This window comes from Sinorhizobium fredii USDA 257, assembly GCF_000265205.3.
GTDB classification, from domain to species: Bacteria; Pseudomonadota; Alphaproteobacteria; order Rhizobiales; family Rhizobiaceae; genus Sinorhizobium; species Sinorhizobium fredii_B.
The window spans coordinates 3,491,731-3,508,401 of record NC_018000.1 but is presented as its reverse complement, the minus strand read 5'-3'; the positions used below and the strand labels follow the sequence as shown (position 1 = coordinate 3,508,401).

The window sequence follows — 16,671 nt, the reverse complement described above, 5'->3', positions numbered from 1 at the left end:
AGGATTGAACATGAAGGCAATGGCAACGGACAAGCTCCAGCTCGGCGGGGAGCAGCAGGAGCAGCGGCCCGTGGGCCGCTCTATCAAGCGCGGCTTTCTGGGAAAGTGCCCCGCCTGCGGCCAAGGCCGACTGTTTCGAGGCTTCGTCAAATCGGTGGATGCCTGCGCCGCCTGCGGCGAGCGGATGGACCATCACCGTGCCGACGACTTTCCGCCCTATATCGTCGTGACGATCGTCGGCCATGTGGTCCTCGGCGGCTACATGATGACGGATCTCGTTCTGCCGCTCTCCACCTGGCAGCACCTGGCCCTCTGGGCACCGGTGACGCTGGTCAGCGCTCTCGCCCTGATGCAGCCCGTCAAGGGCGCCGTCATCGGGCTGCAATGGGCCCTGAAGCTGCACGGCTTCGGCGATCACGAGGATCGGCCGGAAGACATCCTGCCGCCGCGGGATCCGTCGACATGAGGCCTGATCGCGGCAGCGGCAGCCCCTCTCAGCCGCAACTTGGGACAAATAGACATCAGCCGCTCAGACCGCGGGATGCGGCATCGATCATGCTTCTCGACCGCTCCGGCGTGGGCGTGCGCGTCTTGATGGGAAAGCGCCATAGTGCCCATGCCTTCATGCCGGACCTCTATGTCTTTCCCGGCGGCCGTCGCGACCCGACCGACCATCGGCTAAGATTTTCCGGCGATCTCCATCCGTCGGTCCTGCGCGCTCTGAAAGCAGGCGACGGTCACCCAATTACCGATGGACGCGCCCGCGCGCTGGCCCTCGCCGCCGCCAGAGAACTTTTCGAAGAGGCGGGCGTATGCCTCGGCAGAGCACACAACGGGGCGGATGCCACCCTTCCCTTTCTTCCCGATCTCACAAACTTGCGTTATATGGCTCGGGCCATCACTCCGCCGGGACAGACACGGCGGTTCGACACGCGCTTCTTTGCGGTCTTCGCGGATGAGGCCGAGATCGATCCGTCTGAAGTCCTGGACAGCCGGGAGCTTCAGGATTTGCAGTGGATCGATGTCAACGACTTCTCGTCTCTACAAGTGCCGGAGATCACCGCAACCATCCTCGCCGATCTGAGAGGCGGGCTCGAATCGGATCCCGCGCTTCCTCCTGAACGGGCGATACCGTTCTATTTCACGCGCCACGGGCGCTTTCTTCGCACGCTTCTCTAGGGATCCTGTCGAATGTCGAAGCCGCCGTCCGGCACATCTGCGCCGGTTGACGAAATTCACTGGCCTTCGCTGATCGCTGCAGTCGCTTCGATCACTGCGGTGGGTATCGCCATCGGCCTCGGCCTTCCCCTGCTCAGCATCATCATGGAGAAGCGCGGAATTGCCCCGACGTTGATCGGGCTCAATTCAGCCATGGCCGGCCTCGCATCGATGGCGGCCGCCCCGTTGACCACGAAGCTTGCGCACCGGCATGGCGTTGCGCCAACCATGCTGCTGGCCATTCTCTTTTCGGCGGCAAGCGCCCTCGGCTTCTACTACATCACCAATTTCTGGCTGTGGTTTCCGCTCAGAATCATCTTTCACGGCGCTATCACGGTGCTGTTCATTCTCTCGGAGTTCTGGATCAATGCGACGGCGCCGCCGAACAAACGCGGCTTCGTGCTCGGCATCTACGGCACCGTGCTGTCGCTCGGCTTTGCCAGCGGACCCCTGCTCTTTTCCATCCTCGGCAGCGAGGGGATCCTGCCCTTTGCCGTCGGCGCCGGCGTCATTTTGCTTGCCGCCATACCGATCTATTTGGCCCGCGACGAAAGTCCGGTTATCGACGAAAAACCGGACCGGCATTTCATGCGCTACGTCTTCCTGGTGCCGACGGCGACGGCCGCCGTTTTCATCTTCGGCGCGGTCGAATCAGGCGGGCTTTCGCTGTTTCCAATCTTCGGAACGCGCGCCGGCTTCACCGAATCGCAGGCCGCTCTGTTGCTGACCGTCATGGGCGTGGGCAACTTCATCTTCCAGATCCCGCTCGGCATGCTCTCCGACCACGTAAAGGATCGCCGTACGATCCTGTCGGCGCTGACGCTGGTCGGCTTCGTGGGCGCCCTGTTTCTGCCGATGCTCGTCGAAAGCTGGGTCCTGATGGCCCTCGTCCTGTTGTTCTGGGGCGGATGCGTCTCCGGCCTCTATACGGTGGGCCTTAGCCATCTTGGCTCGCGGCTTCAGGGAGCCGATCTTGCGGCCGCTAACGCCGCCTTCGTTTTCTCCTATGCGGTCGGCACCGTGGCCGGACCTCAGGTTGTCGGTGTAGCGATGGATGTCACCGGCAATGACGGTTTTGCCTGGGCGATTGCCGGTTTCTTCGGGCTTTATGTTGTGCTTTCGCTCGCCCGTATTGTTTTGAACCCAAAACGGTCTTGACTTTTCGACCGCGATTTGTAGTTTCGCGCCAACCTTGACCGTGGCCCGCAACCGGTTGTCCACGGCTTTCATCTTTTAAAAGGCAGGACGACCATGGCGAAAGCTACCACCATCAAGATCAAGCTGCTGTCGACGGCCGACACCGGTTACTTCTACGTCACGACCAAGAACAGCCGCACGATGACGGAAAAGATGACGAAGACGAAGTATGATCCGGTCGCCAAGAAGCACGTCGAGTTCAAGGAAACGAAGATCAAGTAAGATCACGTTTCGGTTCGACCGACGAGCGCCGGCCGCAAGGTTCGGCGCTTTTTCTTTGGCGCCTGCTGTCGCTGCGGAGATCTTCGACTGAGCGACATCTGACAAGATGCGCGGCGCAGGAGATCGGAACGAAAAACGCCGCCTCTTTCGAAGCGGCGTTTTGAAAGGGGGTCGGCTGGCTCCGACTGCGGCACGAGGAATCCGCGGATGTCAGAAACCAGCCGACCGACCCCACGACCCAGGAGATGCGGCGGACCTGAGCATCATGGGGTAACCGATCGATCGTGGAAGTCACACTTCCTTAATATCAGCATTGCTTGAAAATAAAAAAAATCAACGAATTCTTAATCACCGAAACGCGTTGCTCAGTGTTTGGTTAATTCTGTCTCGTATTCGGACGAATCCAAACTCGCCGCCCTATGCAAATGCTTGCCCCAGCGCCAGCGATGCCGCTGAAATTACAACTTATAAGTAAGCTGGCAAGATGAGTTGGGCGTAAGTTACAGTCTCCGCTACGCCGAACGGCGAGGCTCGAGACCGCCCGTAAGCGCTGCTTGCCAATTTGGGCTTAGAGGCTTGCTGGTTGCTTTAAAGCGCATCGCACTCAAACGTATTCACGCGACGCGCCATAGGCCCTTGCTCTTATGCATCTCGTCATCCCAAAACCGCTGCACACCTTCGAGCGACATGCATTTAGGCGGCCGCCGCGACGACCCGGTTGCGCCCGTTGTTCTTCGCTTGGTAAAGCGCCGTGTCGGCGCGCTTCAGCAAGGCTTCGGCCGTATCCTCGTGCGGCCGCAAGGTGGCTATGCCGAGGGATGCGGTAATGGTGAGGACCGTATCTTCCTGCGAAATTCCGAATGCGCGTCCCTCGACCATCAAGCGAAGCCGTTCGGCCACGATCGCCGCCATTTCGGGCGTGGTGTCCGGCATGACGATCACAAACTCCTCGCCGCCGAACCGGCAGGCGAGATCGGCCCCGCGTACCGTCGCGCGGACGCGGTTGGCAAATTCGCGCAGAACCTCATCACCTGCATCATGCCCATAGGTGTCGTTCACCAGCTTGAAGCGATCGATATCGGTGATGCAGATCGACAGTGGCCGGCCGCGTGCACTCGCCCGGTCGATCAACAGCTTCATATGGGTATCGAGATAGCGCCGATTGTGGAGACCGGTGAGGTCGTCGGTGATCGCCAATTCGATGGTCTGCTGGACGCTCGCGCGCAGCCGGTCATTGCAGTGCTTGCGGCGGATCTGTGTCAGGGAGCGCGCGACCAATTCGTTGGGATCGACCGGACGCATGATGTAGTCCGTCACTCCAAGCTCAAGGGCGCGAACGATCATCTCTTCGCTCCCCTGCTCGGTGACGAGCAGGATCGGTATGAAGCGCGTCCTCTCGAGGGAGCGTAGCTGCGAGCAGAGGCGCAGCGGATCGTAGTCATCAAAGTTCGCGTTGACGATCACCAGATCGAAGCTGTTCTCGGCGGCTTCGAAGAGGGCGGCCTGGGGATCGGAGATCACCGCGACTTCGGCGATCGGCTTCAAGGCGCGCAGCAGCCGTTCCTGCGAGGAGGCTCGGCCATCGACGAGGAGCACGTTGCCTAGCTCGTCGGGGCGGTCAACGCGGGCAAGCTCCTGCAAACCGATGGTGTGCGCCGTCTGCGCCCTGAGGCGCAACTCGTCGCTGACATTTTTGAGCCGCACCAGGCTTTTCACCCGCGACATCAGCTGGAGATCATTGACCGGCTTGGTGAGGAAATCGTCTGCGCCAGCCTTCAAGCCGCGCACCCGATCGGAGGGCTGGTCGAGCGCCGTCACCATGACCACCGGAATATGGGCGGTGCGGCTGTTTGCCTTGAGCCTCTCGCAGACCTCGAATCCGTTCATGTCGGGCATCATGATGTCGAGCAAGACAAGATCGACCGGCGTGTTCTCGCAGATCGCCAGTGCGGAGCGCCCGTCGCCGGCCGTCAAGACATCGAAATACTCGGCGACCAGCCGCGCCTCAAGAAGCTTCACATTGGCTGGTATGTCATCGACGACGAGGATGCGCGCAGTCATATCGTCTTTCCCGGCACTCAGGCATCGCCCAGATATGTCTTGATTGTTTCAATGAATTTGGGAACGGAAATCGGTTTGGAAACATAGGCTTCGCATCCGCCTTGGCGAATGCGCTCCTCGTCGCCCTTCATGGCGAAAGCGGTTACGGCAATGACCGGAATGACGTGGAGTTCGTCGTCTTCCTTGAGCCACTTCGTCACCTCGAGGCCGGACACTTCCGGCAACTGGATGTCCATGAGGATAAGGTCGGGCCGGTGCTTGCGCGCTAGTTCGAGCGCTTCCATGCCGTTGCGCGTCTGGATCGTCGCATAACCAGAAGCCTCAATCAGGTCGCGGAAGAGCTTCATGTTCAGCTCGTTATCCTCAACAATCATCACCTGTTTGGGCATGTCGATCCCTTGCTGTCTGTCGCCGCCTTGCAAGTCCCCTGGAGAGATATAAGCTTCATGAACGGTGACTCGACCCATTTCCTCGGTCGCAAGACTAACGATATTTGGTTGAAAAAGAGGTAACTCCGGACGTCATATGAGAAGAGATTCAACAGCATGAAGAGCGCTGACGAAACGGCGATCGCGATCCTCGGCTGGCTCGCGGGCGAGCCGGAACTCCTGTCCCGTTTCCTGGCGCTGACCGGTACCGACCCTGATTCGCTGCGCAAGGCCATCGGGGAGCCGGGCTTCATGGGCGGGCTCGTCGCGTTTCTGATGGACCACGAGCCGACTTTGATCGCCTTCTGTACCGCGACGCAGACCGCTCCAGAGGAGGTCGTCAGGGCACACCAGGCATTTTCCGGTCCGGCGAACTTTGAGGACATCTGAGCGTGTCTATCCTTGGCGACATCCGTCTTGGTCGGCGACCGTTGATCGTCGCCGACGTCGACGAAGTCGTGCTCGAATTCCTGACGCCCTTCACTGCGTTCCTTGAGGCGCGCGAGCACACGCTGCTGCCGCGGTCCTTCCGTCTCACCGGGAATATCGTCGATCGACGCAACGGTGAAGCGGTCAGCGATGTTGCGACGCAAGCGCTGCTCGACGCCTTCTACAAAGAGCAGGATCAGTGGCAGACGCCAGCCAGCGAGGTCATCGAGACGCTGGCGGGATTTGCCGACGACGCGGATATCGTCTTCCTGACGGCGATGCCGCCGCGTCATGCTGCGGTGCGCCGGGCGCTGCTCGATACGCTTGGCCTCCCCTATCCGTTGCTCGCTTCCGAGGAGCCCAAGGGGCCGCTCGTCAAACACCTGCATGGCGGGCGAGAGTTTCCGCTGGTCTTTATCGACGATATTCTCCGCAATCTCCGTTCCGTGCGCGCGGAAGCGCCCGCTTGCCTCCTGATCAACCTGATGGCCAACGCGGATTTTCGCGGCCTCGCCCCGCCGCCTGACGCCGGCATGCAGCTTGCGACGAATTGGCCTGAAGCGGCCAAGTTGATCCGCAACCACTGGGGCGCCGCAAAGAGCGGTTGAACGTCGCTCAACTCCGCTGTCGGCCGCAATGCGCGTGAGCATCCTCATTGCCTCAAGTCCAGTCGCATCAGCGGCCTGCCGACCTTGCGGCGGGCGGCCATCTCGAAGCCGGCGGCATCGAAGATCGCCGTCGAGCCGATATAGACCGCGACGGATTTCGGCTGCTTGGTGTGGTCGATCGGGCAGGCATCGAGGTAGTGCGCGCCTCCTGTCCGCGCGTGACCGATGGCGGCGGCGAGCATGCGGTGACTCAATCCTTTGCCGCGCAACGGCGATGAAAGGAAGAAGCAACTGACCGCCCAGACGCTCGCGTCCTCGGCCTCTCTCTCTTCCAGCGGTCGCGAACACGTGCGCGGCGAATTGAACTGCGGCACATCGTAACGAGGCCCTACCTGAACCCAGGCGACTGGCTTTCCCTCGCAATAGCCGAGGATGCCCGGCGGCGGACCGGCTTCGATGCGCGCCCGGATGAACTCCTTCCGATCCTCGGCCGACATGTTGCCGCGGATCCTATAGGGCAGGCGCAGCGCAACGCACCAGCAACCGCAATACGCTCCCTTCGGCCCAAAGAGCTTTTCGAAATCCGGCCAGAGCTCTCCTGTCACCGGCGCAAAATGCAGGGCGATATCCACCATGGTCTCCGATCGTCGCCTTGAGACTCACTAGCGTAGAGCGTAAAGTCGCCGCGTTCAACATTTGTTCCGGCCATGCCCAGCTCTGCTCCGTTTTCCGGCTTCTGCCGAGACTGCCTCAAGGAACTGGCCGCTCCGGCGCGACGGTGCATGGCCTGCGGCAGCCCGCGGCTTCTCAGCCATTCCGAGCTCTATCGGCTGACCTTGGCGCATGTCGATTGCGACGCCTTCTATGCCTCAATCGAGAAGCGCGACAATCCAGAGCTTGCCGACAAGCCGGTGATTATCGGCGGCGGCAAGCGCGGCGTCGTCTCGACCGCCTGCTACATCGCCCGCATTCACGGCGTCCGTTCGGCAATGCCGATGTTCAAGGCGCTCGAAGCCTGTCCTGAGGCCGTGGTGATCAAGCCGAACATGGAAAAATATTCACGCGTCGGGCGCGAGGTCAGGGCGATGATGTTCGAGCTGACGCCGCTCGTGCAGCCGCTGTCGATCGACGAGGCGTTCCTGGACTTGAACGGTACCGAGCGGCTGCACCAGGATCCCCCCGCACGAACGCTGGCGCGCTTTGCCAAGCGTGTCGAGCAGGAAGTCGGCATCACCGTCTCCGTCGGACTTTCCTACTGCAAGTTCCTCGCCAAGGTCGCCTCCGACCTGCAGAAGCCGCGCGGCTTCTCCGTCATCGGTCAGTCCGAAGCGGTCGACTTCCTGAAGGAGCGCCCAGTGACGTTGATCTGGGGCGTGGGCAAGGCCTTCGCCGCGACCCTCGAGCGGGACGGCATCCGCACCATCGGTCAGTTGCAGACGATGGACGAAGCGGATCTCATGCGCCGCTACGGCTCGATGGGGCAAAGGCTATACCGCCTGTCGCGCGGACAGGACGAGCGCATCGTCGAGACCGACGACGAAGCAAAGAGCGTGTCCTCGGAGACGACCTTCAACGTGGACCTGTCGCGCCCGGACGAACTCGTTTCGCATCTCAGGCGCTTGAGCGAGCAGGTCGCGCTGCGGCTGCGTAAGTCGGACCTTGCCGGGCAGACGGTCGTCCTAAAGCTCAAGACCGCGGACTTCAAGATCCGCACACGCAATCGACGGCTTGAAAGTCCGACCCGCCTCGCCGACCGCATCTTTCGCATTGGCCTTCAGCTGCTCGAGAAGGAAGTCGATGGTACGAAATACCGTCTGATCGGCATCGGCGTCAGCGACCTCACCTCCCCGGATCTCGCCGATCCGCCGGATCTCGTCGATCCACTGGCGACGCGGCGGGCTGCCGCCGAGGAGGCGATCAACAAGCTGCGCGACAAATTCGGCAAGATCAGCGTCGAAACGGGATACACCTTCGAACATCGCCGGCGCGATCAGTAGACCTTCTCGCTCGATGACCGGCGGCGCGACTCCAGTAATCCAATTCGTTAAATATTGCCCGTTACCCTAGATCGATAGCTTCGGCGTGCCCGTTCAGCAGCAACATGGACGCGCACGTCGACGCCCGGATGGAAGCGCCGCGACATGTTTGCGCTTCAGGTCGGAATGAGGGTTTGTATTGCGTTTCACTCTCAGGATCGGACTGGCCGTTCTCATCGTGTCGGCGCCATCGGCCTTTGCGGCCGGCGCCAAGGCGCCCTTGCAGATCGTCGTATCGAGACAGCAGCAATCGCTCGTCGTCTATGACGGCGATACCGTCGTCGCCACGTCCAATGTCTCCACCGGCAGGCGCGGCCACACGACCCCGACGGGCATTTTTTCGATTCTCGAGAAGCGACGTCATCACAGATCGAATATCTATTCGAATGCGCCGATGCCGTTCATGCAGCGGCTCACCTGGTCCGGCATCGCGCTGCATGGATCGAACCATGTACCGGACTATCCGGCCTCGCACGGCTGCGTGCGCCTTCCGATCAAGTTCGCCGTCGGCCTGTTCAATATGACCGAACGCGGCATGCATGTGGTGATCTCGGATCGTCAGGTTACGCCCGTCGAAGTCGTGAGCAGCACGCTGTTTCAGCCGAACCAGTCGCGACCGCCAGAGCCGCCGATGTCGGACGTGCCCCTCCGCCCCGCTATCACCCATTTCGACGGAAGTTCTGTCGAAGTCGCCATGACGGACAGACGCCCTTCGCCGGCGTTCCTTGACGAGGATCGGGCGCCGATCCGAATCCTGATCACCCGGCGTGGCACTCAGGAGACCATGCGCGATCTCCAGATGCTGCTGACAACGCTCGGCTACGATGCCGGCGATCCGGACGGCCACAGCGGCCCAACGACACTTGCTGCGATCCGCTCCTTCCAAACGGCCGAGGGGCTGCCGGTGGACGGCAAAGCGACCCCGGAACTGGTCGAGGCCGTCTATCGCAAGGCTGGCCGAGACCGGCCGTCGAACGGCATTCTGCGCGTTCGCCGCGAGTTTCAACCTCTTTTCGAGGCAGAGATCAGGATCGACAAAGCCGAACTGGCGCTCGGCACGCATTTCCTGCAGTTCCAGGATATCGACGCGGCAACCGGGCAAGGCAAATGGTTCGGCATGTCCCTGGACAACGCTCTGTCAAAAGCCGCGAAAAATCGGCTCGGCATAGCGGTCGACGCAGATCCCATGGAGTTCAACGCCTTGCAGCGGACTTTGAACCGCATCACCTTGCCTGAAGACGTCCGCCGGCGCATCGCGGGCCTCCTTGCCGATGGGTCGTCGCTTTCGATCTCGGATACCGACACGGGGCTGGAGACCGGCGAAGGGACCGACTTCATCACCGTCACGCGTTCCGTAAGCGGCGGCTGATGATCAGTGGTCGAAGCTCCTATACGAGCTCGACGTCCACTACACCGGGCGCCGAGCGAAGAGCTGCGGCAATCTCCGGCGAGATCCGATATTTTTCGCTGAGCTCCACCTCGATCTCCCGCTGACCATTGTCCTTGATGACGATGAACGAGACGAGGCCATCCCCCTTGGCATTGAGGTGCGAGGTGATGGAGCGCAAGGGGCCGGAATCGCGCACATAGACGCGCAGCGCCTTCTGCATCTGCAGCGATTCCTCTTCGAGCGAGCGCAGGGTCCGGATGCGAAGTCCGATGCCTTCCGGCCGCTCCTCCGCATCCACGGTCATCACCAGCGATTTGCCGGGCTCCAGGAGGTCGCGGTACTGGTTCAGCATCTCCGAGAAGAGCACCGCCTCGAACTGGCCCGACGCATCCGAAAAGGCGACAATGCCCATCTTGTTGCCGGTGCGCGTCTTGCGCTCCTGCTTCGAGGTCACCGTGCCGGCGAGCCGGCCTGCGGTCGCACCTTGCTTCACAGCCGCGGAAAAATCCGCGAATGTCTGCACGCGCATCTTCGCCAAGAGCTTGTTGTAGGTGTCGAGCGGATGGGCGGACAGGTAGAAGCCGAGCACCTGGAACTCCCGGTGCAGCTTCTCCGAGGCAAGCCAGGGCGTAAAGACCGGCAGCGCAACCTTCTCCGGCCCCGTCGCCGCTCCGGCGCCGAACATGTCGCTCTGGCCGCTCAGCTTGTTTTCCTGGGCGCGCTGCGCAAATCCGAGGATCCGGTCGAGTCCGCCGATCAGTTCGGCCCGGTCGTAGCCGAAGCAATCGAAGGCGCCTGCGGCGATGAGGCTTTCGAAGACGCGCCTGTTCAAGAGCTTCGGATCAATGCGCAGGCAGAAATCCTCGAGGCTTGCAAAGGGACGATCGCCGCGAGTAGTGACGATGTGGTCGACGGCGGATTCGCCCACGCCCTTGATGGCGGCAAGCGAGTAGTAGATGCGGTTCTCGCCGGTCTCGAAGTTACGGAACGAGGTCTGCACCGAGGGAGCGAACACCTGAATGCCGAGACGCATCGCGTCCTGGCGGAAGTCGTTGATCTTGTCGGTGTTCGACATGTCGAGGGTCATCGACGCCGCCAGGAACTCGACCGGATAGTGCGCCTTCATATAGGCCGTCTGGTAGGAGACGATGGCGTAGGCGGCCGCGTGCGACTTGTTGAAGCCGTAATTGGCGAACTTGGCGAGCAGATCGAAGATCAGGTCTGCCTGCGGCTTTGACACGCCATTGCCGATCGCGCCTTCTACGAAGCGGGCCCGCTGCTTGTCCATTTCCTCCTTGATCTTCTTGCCCATGGCGCGGCGCAAGAGATCGGCCTCGCCGAGCGAATAGCCCGAAAGCACCTGGGCGATCTGCATCACCTGCTCCTGATAGACGATAACCCCTTGCGTTTCCTTGAGCAGATAGTCGATCTTCGGATGGATCGATTCGATCTCTTCCTCGCCGTGTTTGCGGGCGTTGTAGACCGGAATGTTCTCCATCGGACCCGGCCGGTAGAGGGCGACCAGGGCGATGATGTCCTCGATGCAGTCGGGCCGCATGCCGATCAGCGCCTTGCGCATGCCGGCACTTTCCACCTGGAACACCCCGACCGTCTCACCGCGGGAGAGCATCTCGTACGTCTTGGGATCATCGAGCGGAATGCTCGCAAGATCGACCGCGATGCCGCGTTTGGCGACGAAGTCGACCGCGGTCTTCAGCACCGTCAGCGTCTTCAGGCCAAGGAAGTCGAACTTGACGAGGCCGGCCTGCTCCACCCACTTCATATTGAACTGCGTGACCGGCATGTCGGAGCGCGGATCGCGGTACATCGGCACCAGCTGCGACAGCGGCCGGTCGCCGATGACGATGCCCGCGGCATGCGTCGACGCGTGGCGATAGAGACCCTCGATCTTCTGAGCGATGTCGAGAAGCCGGCCGACGACGGGCTCCTTTTCCGCCTCCTCCTGCAAGCGCGGCTCCTCCTCGATCGCCTTTGAAAGCGGTGTCGGATTTGCCGGATTATTCGGCACCAGCTTGCAGATCTTGTCGACCTGACCATAGGGCATTTCCAGCACGCGTCCGACGTCGCGCAGCGCCGCGCGCGCCTGCAGCGATCCGAAGGTGATGATCTGTGCCACCTGCTCGCGCCCGTACTTCTGCTGCACGTAGCGGATCACCTCTTCGCGGCGGTCCTGGCAGAAGTCGATGTCGAAGTCCGGCATCGAGACGCGCTCCGGATTGAGGAAGCGTTCGAACAGCAGCGAGAAACGCATTGGATCGACATCGGTGATCGTCAGCGAATAGGCGACCAGCGAGCCGGCGCCAGAGCCGCGGCCCGGGCCGACGGGGATGTCATGCTGCTTCGCCCATTTGATGAAGTCCGCAACGATCAGGAAGTAGCCCGGGAACTTCATCCGCTCGATGACGCCGAGTTCGAAGGCCAGGCGCTCGCGATAGTCTTCTTCCTTGTAGCCCGGCGCCATGCCGAGCTTGGCCAGGCGCAGCTCCAGCCCCTCCTCCGCCTGGCGGCGAAGCTCCGCCGACTCGGCGCGCTCGGCCTCCTCGGGATCATCCGAGGCACCTGTGAAGCGCGGCAGGATCGGCCCGCGGGTCTTCAGCATGAAGGAGCAGCGGCGGGCGATCTCGACGGTGTTTTCCAGCGCCTCCGGCAGATCGGCGAAAAGCGCCGCCATTTCCTTGCGGCTCTTGAGATAATGATCGGACGTGAGCCGGAAGCGGCGATCGTCGGAGACCACGGCGTTGTGGGCGACGGCCATCAGCGCGTCGTGCGCATCATAATCGGCCGGCGAAGGGAAGAAGGCCTCATTCGTCGCAACGAGCGGAATGTCGTAGCGATAGGCAAGTTCGACCAGGCGGCTCTCTTGGCGGCGGTCGTAACTGCCGTGGCGCTGCAATTCGACATAGAGACGATTGCCGAACAGCTCGATCAGCGTTTTGAGGCGCGCCTCGGCAAGGGCCGGCGAGCCGGCCTTCAGCGCCAGGTCGACGGGGCCGCCGCCGGCGCCGGTCAAGGCGATCAGACCATCGGTGCCGCCCGCCGCAAGCCAGGACCGCGCTATGCGCACCGCCTGATGTCCCTCCCCTTCAAGATAGGCACGGCTGACGAGGTCGACGAGCCGCTTGTAGCCTTCGTCGGACGCGGCAATCAGGACGATCGAAGGCAGCTTGGCGAGTTGCTGCGCATGGCTGCGCCGTTCCCCCTCCGCCTCGTCCTCCATATCGATGGATAGTTGGCAGCCGATGATCGGCTGCAATCCGTCGTCCGCGGCCTTCTGGGAAAACTCGAGTGCCGCGAACAAATTGTTGGTATCGGCAATGCCGATGGCCGGTTGATCGTCGGCCACTGCCTTGCCGATGATCTTCTTGAGCGGCAGCGCCCCTTCCAGCAGCGAATAGGCCGAATGCACGCGCAGGTGCACGAACTGCGGGTCTGCCGGACCCACCGTGGTCTGCCCTATGCTTCCATCACCTGCCATCGCCGCACTCCGATTCCTGTCCGGAGCGAGGATATCCCGTTTCCCGCACAGACTGTCCAGCCTTACGAACCAGACCGCGCATTTTTGTGCGGATTGCGCCTTTTGCGCCGGTCCGCCCGGCCGCCACCGGCTACATGCCGAGTGCGATCACCGAAATGCTCGCGATGAAAAGGGTCATAGAGGCGAAGGCAGCGAGATCACGGACGAAATCAGTCATAACATGGCTCCTTTCGGCTATTGTTCTTTTTTGTTCTATTTTTGTTCGATAGTCAAGCAAGCGCGCATGAAACGCCCGTTATTCACCGGCTATGGTTAATACAACCGGCGCGTTCAGTTTTGCCGACACCCGTCAGCCCCGGCACCACAGGAAAGGAGCGAATCACGTAAGGTTGTGGCATCGCACCATCTGTGCAGTGCGCCCGCCTCTCCTTTTCAAGGGATTTCCATGCGAACGGTTCTGCTTGCAACGTGTCTGTTGTTACCGTCGTCTCTCACCGTCGCGGCAGATGCCATCGATCCCGCCCGAATCGTTTCAGCCGCGACGGGGGACTGGGACAAGGATGATGCAAGCGATCTGGTGCTGCTTGTCGCCCCTGTAGAAGCCGGCGGCGAGAGCAACGCCGTCTATCTCTATCTCACCAATGACGTCGGCAGGCTGGTGCTGAGGTCGCTGATCCCCGACAAGGTCTGGGGACAGTTCGATGTCTACGGCCAGGCACCATCGGTCAACGCCCTGCCGAACGGCTCGATACAGATCACCTCGCACAACGATGCGATCGGCCGCAACCGCTGGGAGCAGACGCTGACGATCGCCTATCGCAGCTCCGATTTCGTCGTCGCCGGCTATACCTATTGGTCCTACGACACGCTCGACCTGGACAACACAATGCGATGCGACTTCAACGTCCTCAGCGGCAAGGGAACGGCCAATGGGAAGCCGATCAGGGCCAAGGGCGACACCATTCTGCTCAAGGACTGGAGCGATGAGATCGGCCAAAGGGCCTGTGACGCGAAGTAGTTCGTTCCCTATTTGTTCTTTACACGCTTAGTCTCTTGAGGCATCCTCCGCGGGAGACCGAGGGGACCGCCCATGATCAACATCGAGGAACTCACAGGCTTCATCGTCGAAGCGAAGGCAAAGACTTATGTCGGCGACGGCGCAAGACTGGCGTCCAGCCGGACAGGCTCCCATGATATCGGCCATCAGCGCGGCACGTGGCGCTATCTCGACAGCTATTTCGGCGGAACCGACTTTGCCGGCCAGGAAGCGGTCTGGCATGACGACAAGCCGTGCTGGGCCATGAATTACTTCGGCCGCATCATTCGCCCGGAACTTATCGATGCGCGGCGGGCAGGCGCCGTCATCAAGGCGGCACTGCAGACAATGTATCGCGAAAAGCGCCACTTCCTCGGCGGCATGGAATATCAACATGCCTATGGCTGTTATATCGACAGCAGCCGCGGCGCGACCGACCACTTTTCCGGACGCGAGACCATTTTCGTCGATGGCGAAGAGGCCTATGAGCTCGATTATCGCGACGGGCTGATCGTGCCGTGAGGCTCGTTCCGGCTTATCTCAGCTCGACGACCTTGCCGTCCTCGATCGTCACGCAGCGATCCATAAGAGCCGCAAGCTCGTGGTTGTGGGTGGCAATCAGCGCCGCCAACCCGGACTGACGCGCAAGGGCCTCCATCGCCTCGAAGACATAGCCGGCCGTCTCCGGATCAAGGTTGCCGGTCGGCTCGTCGGCCAGCAGAATGAGCGGCGCGTTGGCCACCGCCCGGGCGATCGCCACCCGCTGCTGCTCGCCGCCGGAAAGCTCGGTCGGGCGGTGCGCGGCGCGGTGCCCGATGCGCATATAATCCAGCAGAGCCCCTGCCCTCTCGGCCGCTTCCCCCTTGGACAAGCCGGCGATCAATTGCGGCATCATGATGTTCTCGAGCGCGGAGAATTCCGGCAGCAAATGATGAAACTGATAGACGAAGCCGATCTCGTTGCGGCGGATCGCCGTGCGCCGGTCGTCGCTGAGGCCGTTGCATGGAATGCCGTTGACGACGACGTCGCCCGCGTCCGGATGCTCGAGCAGCCCGGCAATGTGAAGCAGGGTCGACTTCCCGGTACCCGAGGGCGCAACAAGCGCGATGGTCTCTCCGCTCCGCAGGGTCAGATCCGCGCCCTTGAGGATCGGCAGGAAGGTGTCCCCCTCGCCATAGTGTCGTTCGACGCCGGAGAGCTGCAGTGCCACGCGCGCATTCATCTACGTTCTTGTCCTATTATTCGTACCGCAGGGCCTGCACCGGATCGAGACGTGAGGCACGCCAGGCCGGAAAGATCGTCGCCAGGAAGGAAAGCGCCAACGCCATGATGACCACGGAGACGGTCTCGTCGGCATTCATGTCGGCTGGAAGCTGACTCAGGAAGTAAAGCTCGGGATCGAAGAGCGTCGTCCCGGATACCCAGGAGAAGAACTGGCGGATCGACTCGATGTTGAGGCAGACGACGACGCCGAGGATGACGCCGGCGATCGTGCCGGCGACGCCGATCGCCGCTCCCGTCATGAAGAAGATACGCATCACCGACCCGGAGGTCGCGCCCATCGTGCGCAGGATGGCGATATCGCTGCCCTTGTCCTTCACCAGCATGATCAGGCCGGAGACGATATTGAGCGCCGCGACCAGCACGATCAGCGTCAGGATCATGAACATCACGTTGCGCTCCACCTCGAGCGCCGAGAAGAAGGTTCTGTTGCGGTCGCGCCAATCCGTAAGGTAGACCTGCCGGCCGGCGGCGTCCTCGATCGGTTTGCGCAAGGCGTCGACGGCGTCGGGCTGCTCGACGAAGAGCTCGATCGACTGGACGAGGCCCTCGGCATTGAAATAGAGCTGCGCCTCCTCGAGCGGCATGAAGACGATCGTCGCGTCATATTCCGACATGCCCATCTCGAAGATCGCCGAAACCGTATAGGCCTTGACGCGGGGATTCATGCCGAGCGGCGTAACGTCGCCGTTCGGCGAGGTGAGCGTGATCGTGCCGCCGACGCGAATCCCCAATTGTTCGGCCATGCGCGAACCGATGGCAACGCCTGCACCTGAGGCAAAGCCGACGAGATCACCGGATTGAATGTGCTCCGAAATCGATTTGAGCTTCATGAGGTCTTCCGCCCGCATGCCGCGAACGAGAGCACCTGTCGAAGCGTCGCCGACGCCCTGGGCGAGCACCTGCCCTTCGACCAGCGGGATCGCCATCGTAACCCCCGGCACGGCGGAGAACTTGGTGGCGAGTTCGGCATAGTTGGTGAGCGGTCCATCGAGCGGCTGGACGATCACATGGCCGTTCATGCCGAGGATGCGCGATATGAGCTCGGTGCGGAAACCGTTCATCACCGCCATAACGATGATCAGCGTCGCCACGCCGAGCATGATGCCGATGAAGGAGAAGCCGGCGATGACGGAAATGAAGGCTTCCTTCCGCCGCGAGCGCAGGTAGCGCCAGGCAACCATGCGCTCGAAGGCGGAAAAGGGGCGACTCGACGATTTGCCGGCCGGGGCGGCAACCTGCACTTGCTCTTCCGTCGCCGCGGTCATC

16 protein-coding genes are annotated in these 16,671 nt (G+C 61.7%); 10 read left to right on the top strand and 6 right to left on the bottom strand.

All coding sequences use genetic code 11. The annotated features are described in order from the left end of the window. The first annotated feature begins 10 nt into the window (after nucleotides 1-10). From USDA257_RS16205 to rpmG, 4 genes are all read left to right on the top strand, one after another. Nucleotides 11-466, top strand: coding sequence for a DUF983 domain-containing protein (locus USDA257_RS16205; protein WP_014764053.1), 456 nt, complete (start codon nucleotides 11-13; stop codon nucleotides 464-466). Between the two features lie 89 nt (nucleotides 467-555). Beyond that, complete coding sequence (locus USDA257_RS16200) at nucleotides 556-1,179, top strand: NUDIX hydrolase (protein WP_041414297.1); 624 nt, start codon at nucleotides 556-558, stop codon at nucleotides 1,177-1,179. Nucleotides 1,180-1,191: 12 nt separating this feature from the next. Next, entirely contained in the window at nucleotides 1,192-2,376 is a 1,185-nt protein-coding gene (locus tag USDA257_RS16195; protein ID WP_014764051.1) for an MFS transporter, read from the top strand. Between the two features lie 93 nt (nucleotides 2,377-2,469). Further along, nucleotides 2,470-2,637: a 50S ribosomal protein L33 gene (gene rpmG / locus USDA257_RS16190; RefSeq protein WP_014764050.1), complete on the top strand. Its 168-nt coding sequence runs from the start codon at nucleotides 2,470-2,472 to the stop codon at nucleotides 2,635-2,637. Nucleotides 2,638-3,330: 693 nt separating this feature from the next. Here rpmG and USDA257_RS16185 read toward each other — a convergent pair. Then, nucleotides 3,331-4,698 (bottom strand): PleD family two-component system response regulator, encoded by a 1,368-nt coding sequence (locus USDA257_RS16185; RefSeq protein ID WP_014764049.1) that lies wholly within the window; start codon nucleotides 4,696-4,698, stop codon nucleotides 3,331-3,333. Nucleotides 4,699-4,715: 17 nt separating this feature from the next. Next, nucleotides 4,716-5,087 (bottom strand): response regulator, encoded by a 372-nt coding sequence (locus tag USDA257_RS16180; RefSeq protein ID WP_003537642.1) that lies wholly within the window; start codon nucleotides 5,085-5,087, stop codon nucleotides 4,716-4,718. 156 nt (nucleotides 5,088-5,243) lie between these two features. On the opposite strand from USDA257_RS16180, the gene USDA257_RS16175 reads away from it, so the two are divergent. Both USDA257_RS16175 and USDA257_RS16170 read left to right on the top strand, forming a co-directional pair. Then, nucleotides 5,244-5,516, top strand: a complete 273-nt coding sequence (locus USDA257_RS16175; protein ID WP_014764048.1) for a DUF3572 domain-containing protein — start codon at nucleotides 5,244-5,246, stop codon at nucleotides 5,514-5,516. Between the two features lie 2 nt (nucleotides 5,517-5,518). Beyond that, on the top strand, nucleotides 5,519-6,163 hold the full coding sequence (locus USDA257_RS16170; RefSeq protein WP_014764047.1) for a hypothetical protein: 645 nt from the start codon (nucleotides 5,519-5,521) through the stop codon (nucleotides 6,161-6,163). Nucleotides 6,164-6,207: 44 nt separating this feature from the next. On the opposite strand, the gene USDA257_RS16165 is transcribed toward USDA257_RS16170, so the two are convergent. After that, on the bottom strand, nucleotides 6,208-6,798 hold the full coding sequence (locus USDA257_RS16165; protein ID WP_080605613.1) for a GNAT family N-acetyltransferase: 591 nt from the start codon (nucleotides 6,796-6,798) through the stop codon (nucleotides 6,208-6,210). A 72-nt stretch (nucleotides 6,799-6,870) separates the two neighbouring features. Here USDA257_RS16165 and USDA257_RS16160 point away from each other — a divergent pair, with 72 nt between their 5' ends. Both USDA257_RS16160 and USDA257_RS16155 read left to right on the top strand, forming a co-directional pair. After that, nucleotides 6,871-8,160 carry a DNA polymerase IV gene (locus USDA257_RS16160; protein WP_014764045.1) on the top strand — a complete coding sequence of 430 codons (1,290 nt, stop codon included), beginning with the start codon at nucleotides 6,871-6,873 and terminating at the stop codon, nucleotides 8,158-8,160. A gap of 178 nt (nucleotides 8,161-8,338) precedes the next feature. Then, a complete protein-coding gene (locus USDA257_RS16155) occupies nucleotides 8,339-9,568 on the top strand; it encodes a L,D-transpeptidase family protein (RefSeq protein ID WP_014764044.1) in 1,230 nt (409 codons plus the stop codon). Between the two features lie 19 nt (nucleotides 9,569-9,587). On the opposite strand, the gene dnaE is transcribed toward USDA257_RS16155, so the two are convergent. After that, complete coding sequence (gene dnaE, locus USDA257_RS16150) at nucleotides 9,588-13,085, bottom strand: DNA polymerase III subunit alpha (protein ID WP_014764043.1); 3,498 nt, start codon at nucleotides 13,083-13,085, stop codon at nucleotides 9,588-9,590. A 445-nt stretch (nucleotides 13,086-13,530) separates the two neighbouring features. Here dnaE and USDA257_RS16145 point away from each other — a divergent pair, with 445 nt between their 5' ends. Both USDA257_RS16145 and USDA257_RS16140 read left to right on the top strand, forming a co-directional pair. After that, nucleotides 13,531-14,103 (top strand): hypothetical protein, encoded by a 573-nt coding sequence (locus tag USDA257_RS16145; RefSeq protein ID WP_014764041.1) that lies wholly within the window; start codon nucleotides 13,531-13,533, stop codon nucleotides 14,101-14,103. A gap of 72 nt (nucleotides 14,104-14,175) precedes the next feature. After that, the gene (locus USDA257_RS16140; RefSeq protein WP_014764040.1) at nucleotides 14,176-14,643 is read left to right on the top strand and encodes a DUF5680 domain-containing protein; all 468 of its coding nucleotides are present in this window, start codon (nucleotides 14,176-14,178) and stop codon (nucleotides 14,641-14,643) included. Nucleotides 14,644-14,656: 13 nt separating this feature from the next. Here the strand turns inward: USDA257_RS16140 and USDA257_RS16135 are convergent, their stop codons facing one another. Together USDA257_RS16135 and USDA257_RS16130 are read right to left on the bottom strand one after the other, a co-directional pair. Continuing rightward, nucleotides 14,657-15,343, bottom strand: a complete 687-nt coding sequence (locus USDA257_RS16135) for an ABC transporter ATP-binding protein (protein ID WP_014764039.1) — start codon at nucleotides 15,341-15,343, stop codon at nucleotides 14,657-14,659. Nucleotides 15,344-15,359: 16 nt separating this feature from the next. Then, on the bottom strand, nucleotides 15,360-16,670 hold the full coding sequence (locus USDA257_RS16130; protein WP_014764038.1) for a lipoprotein-releasing ABC transporter permease subunit: 1,311 nt from the start codon (nucleotides 16,668-16,670) through the stop codon (nucleotides 15,360-15,362). Nucleotide 16,671: the final 1 nt, after the last annotated feature.

What these genes read in the sequence shown, in the direction of transcription:
- USDA257_RS16205 (WP_014764053.1), top strand. Translation starts at nt 11, where the DNA reads ATGAAGGCAATGGCAACGGACAAGCTCCAGCTCGGCGGGGAGCAGCAG.
- USDA257_RS16200 (WP_041414297.1), top strand. Translation starts at nt 556, where the DNA reads ATGCTTCTCGACCGCTCCGGCGTGGGCGTGCGCGTCTTGATGGGAAAG.
- USDA257_RS16195 (WP_014764051.1), top strand. Translation starts at nt 1,192, where the DNA reads ATGTCGAAGCCGCCGTCCGGCACATCTGCGCCGGTTGACGAAATTCAC.
- rpmG (WP_014764050.1), top strand. Translation starts at nt 2,470, where the DNA reads ATGGCGAAAGCTACCACCATCAAGATCAAGCTGCTGTCGACGGCCGAC.
- USDA257_RS16185 (WP_014764049.1), bottom strand. Translation starts at nt 4,698, where the DNA reads ATGACTGCGCGCATCCTCGTCGTCGATGACATACCAGCCAATGTGAAG.
- USDA257_RS16180 (WP_003537642.1), bottom strand. Translation starts at nt 5,087, where the DNA reads ATGCCCAAACAGGTGATGATTGTTGAGGATAACGAGCTGAACATGAAG.
- USDA257_RS16175 (WP_014764048.1), top strand. Translation starts at nt 5,244, where the DNA reads ATGAAGAGCGCTGACGAAACGGCGATCGCGATCCTCGGCTGGCTCGCG.
- USDA257_RS16165 (WP_080605613.1), bottom strand. Translation starts at nt 6,798, where the DNA reads ATGGTGGATATCGCCCTGCATTTTGCGCCGGTGACAGGAGAGCTCTGG.
- USDA257_RS16160 (WP_014764045.1), top strand. Translation starts at nt 6,871, where the DNA reads ATGCCCAGCTCTGCTCCGTTTTCCGGCTTCTGCCGAGACTGCCTCAAG.
- dnaE (WP_014764043.1), bottom strand. Translation starts at nt 13,085, where the DNA reads ATGGCAGGTGATGGAAGCATAGGGCAGACCACGGTGGGTCCGGCAGAC.
- USDA257_RS16145 (WP_014764041.1), top strand. Translation starts at nt 13,531, where the DNA reads ATGCGAACGGTTCTGCTTGCAACGTGTCTGTTGTTACCGTCGTCTCTC.
- USDA257_RS16140 (WP_014764040.1), top strand. Translation starts at nt 14,176, where the DNA reads ATGATCAACATCGAGGAACTCACAGGCTTCATCGTCGAAGCGAAGGCA.
- USDA257_RS16135 (WP_014764039.1), bottom strand. Translation starts at nt 15,343, where the DNA reads ATGAATGCGCGCGTGGCACTGCAGCTCTCCGGCGTCGAACGACACTAT.
- USDA257_RS16130 (WP_014764038.1), bottom strand. Translation starts at nt 16,670, where the DNA reads ATGACCGCGGCGACGGAAGAGCAAGTGCAGGTTGCCGCCCCGGCCGGC.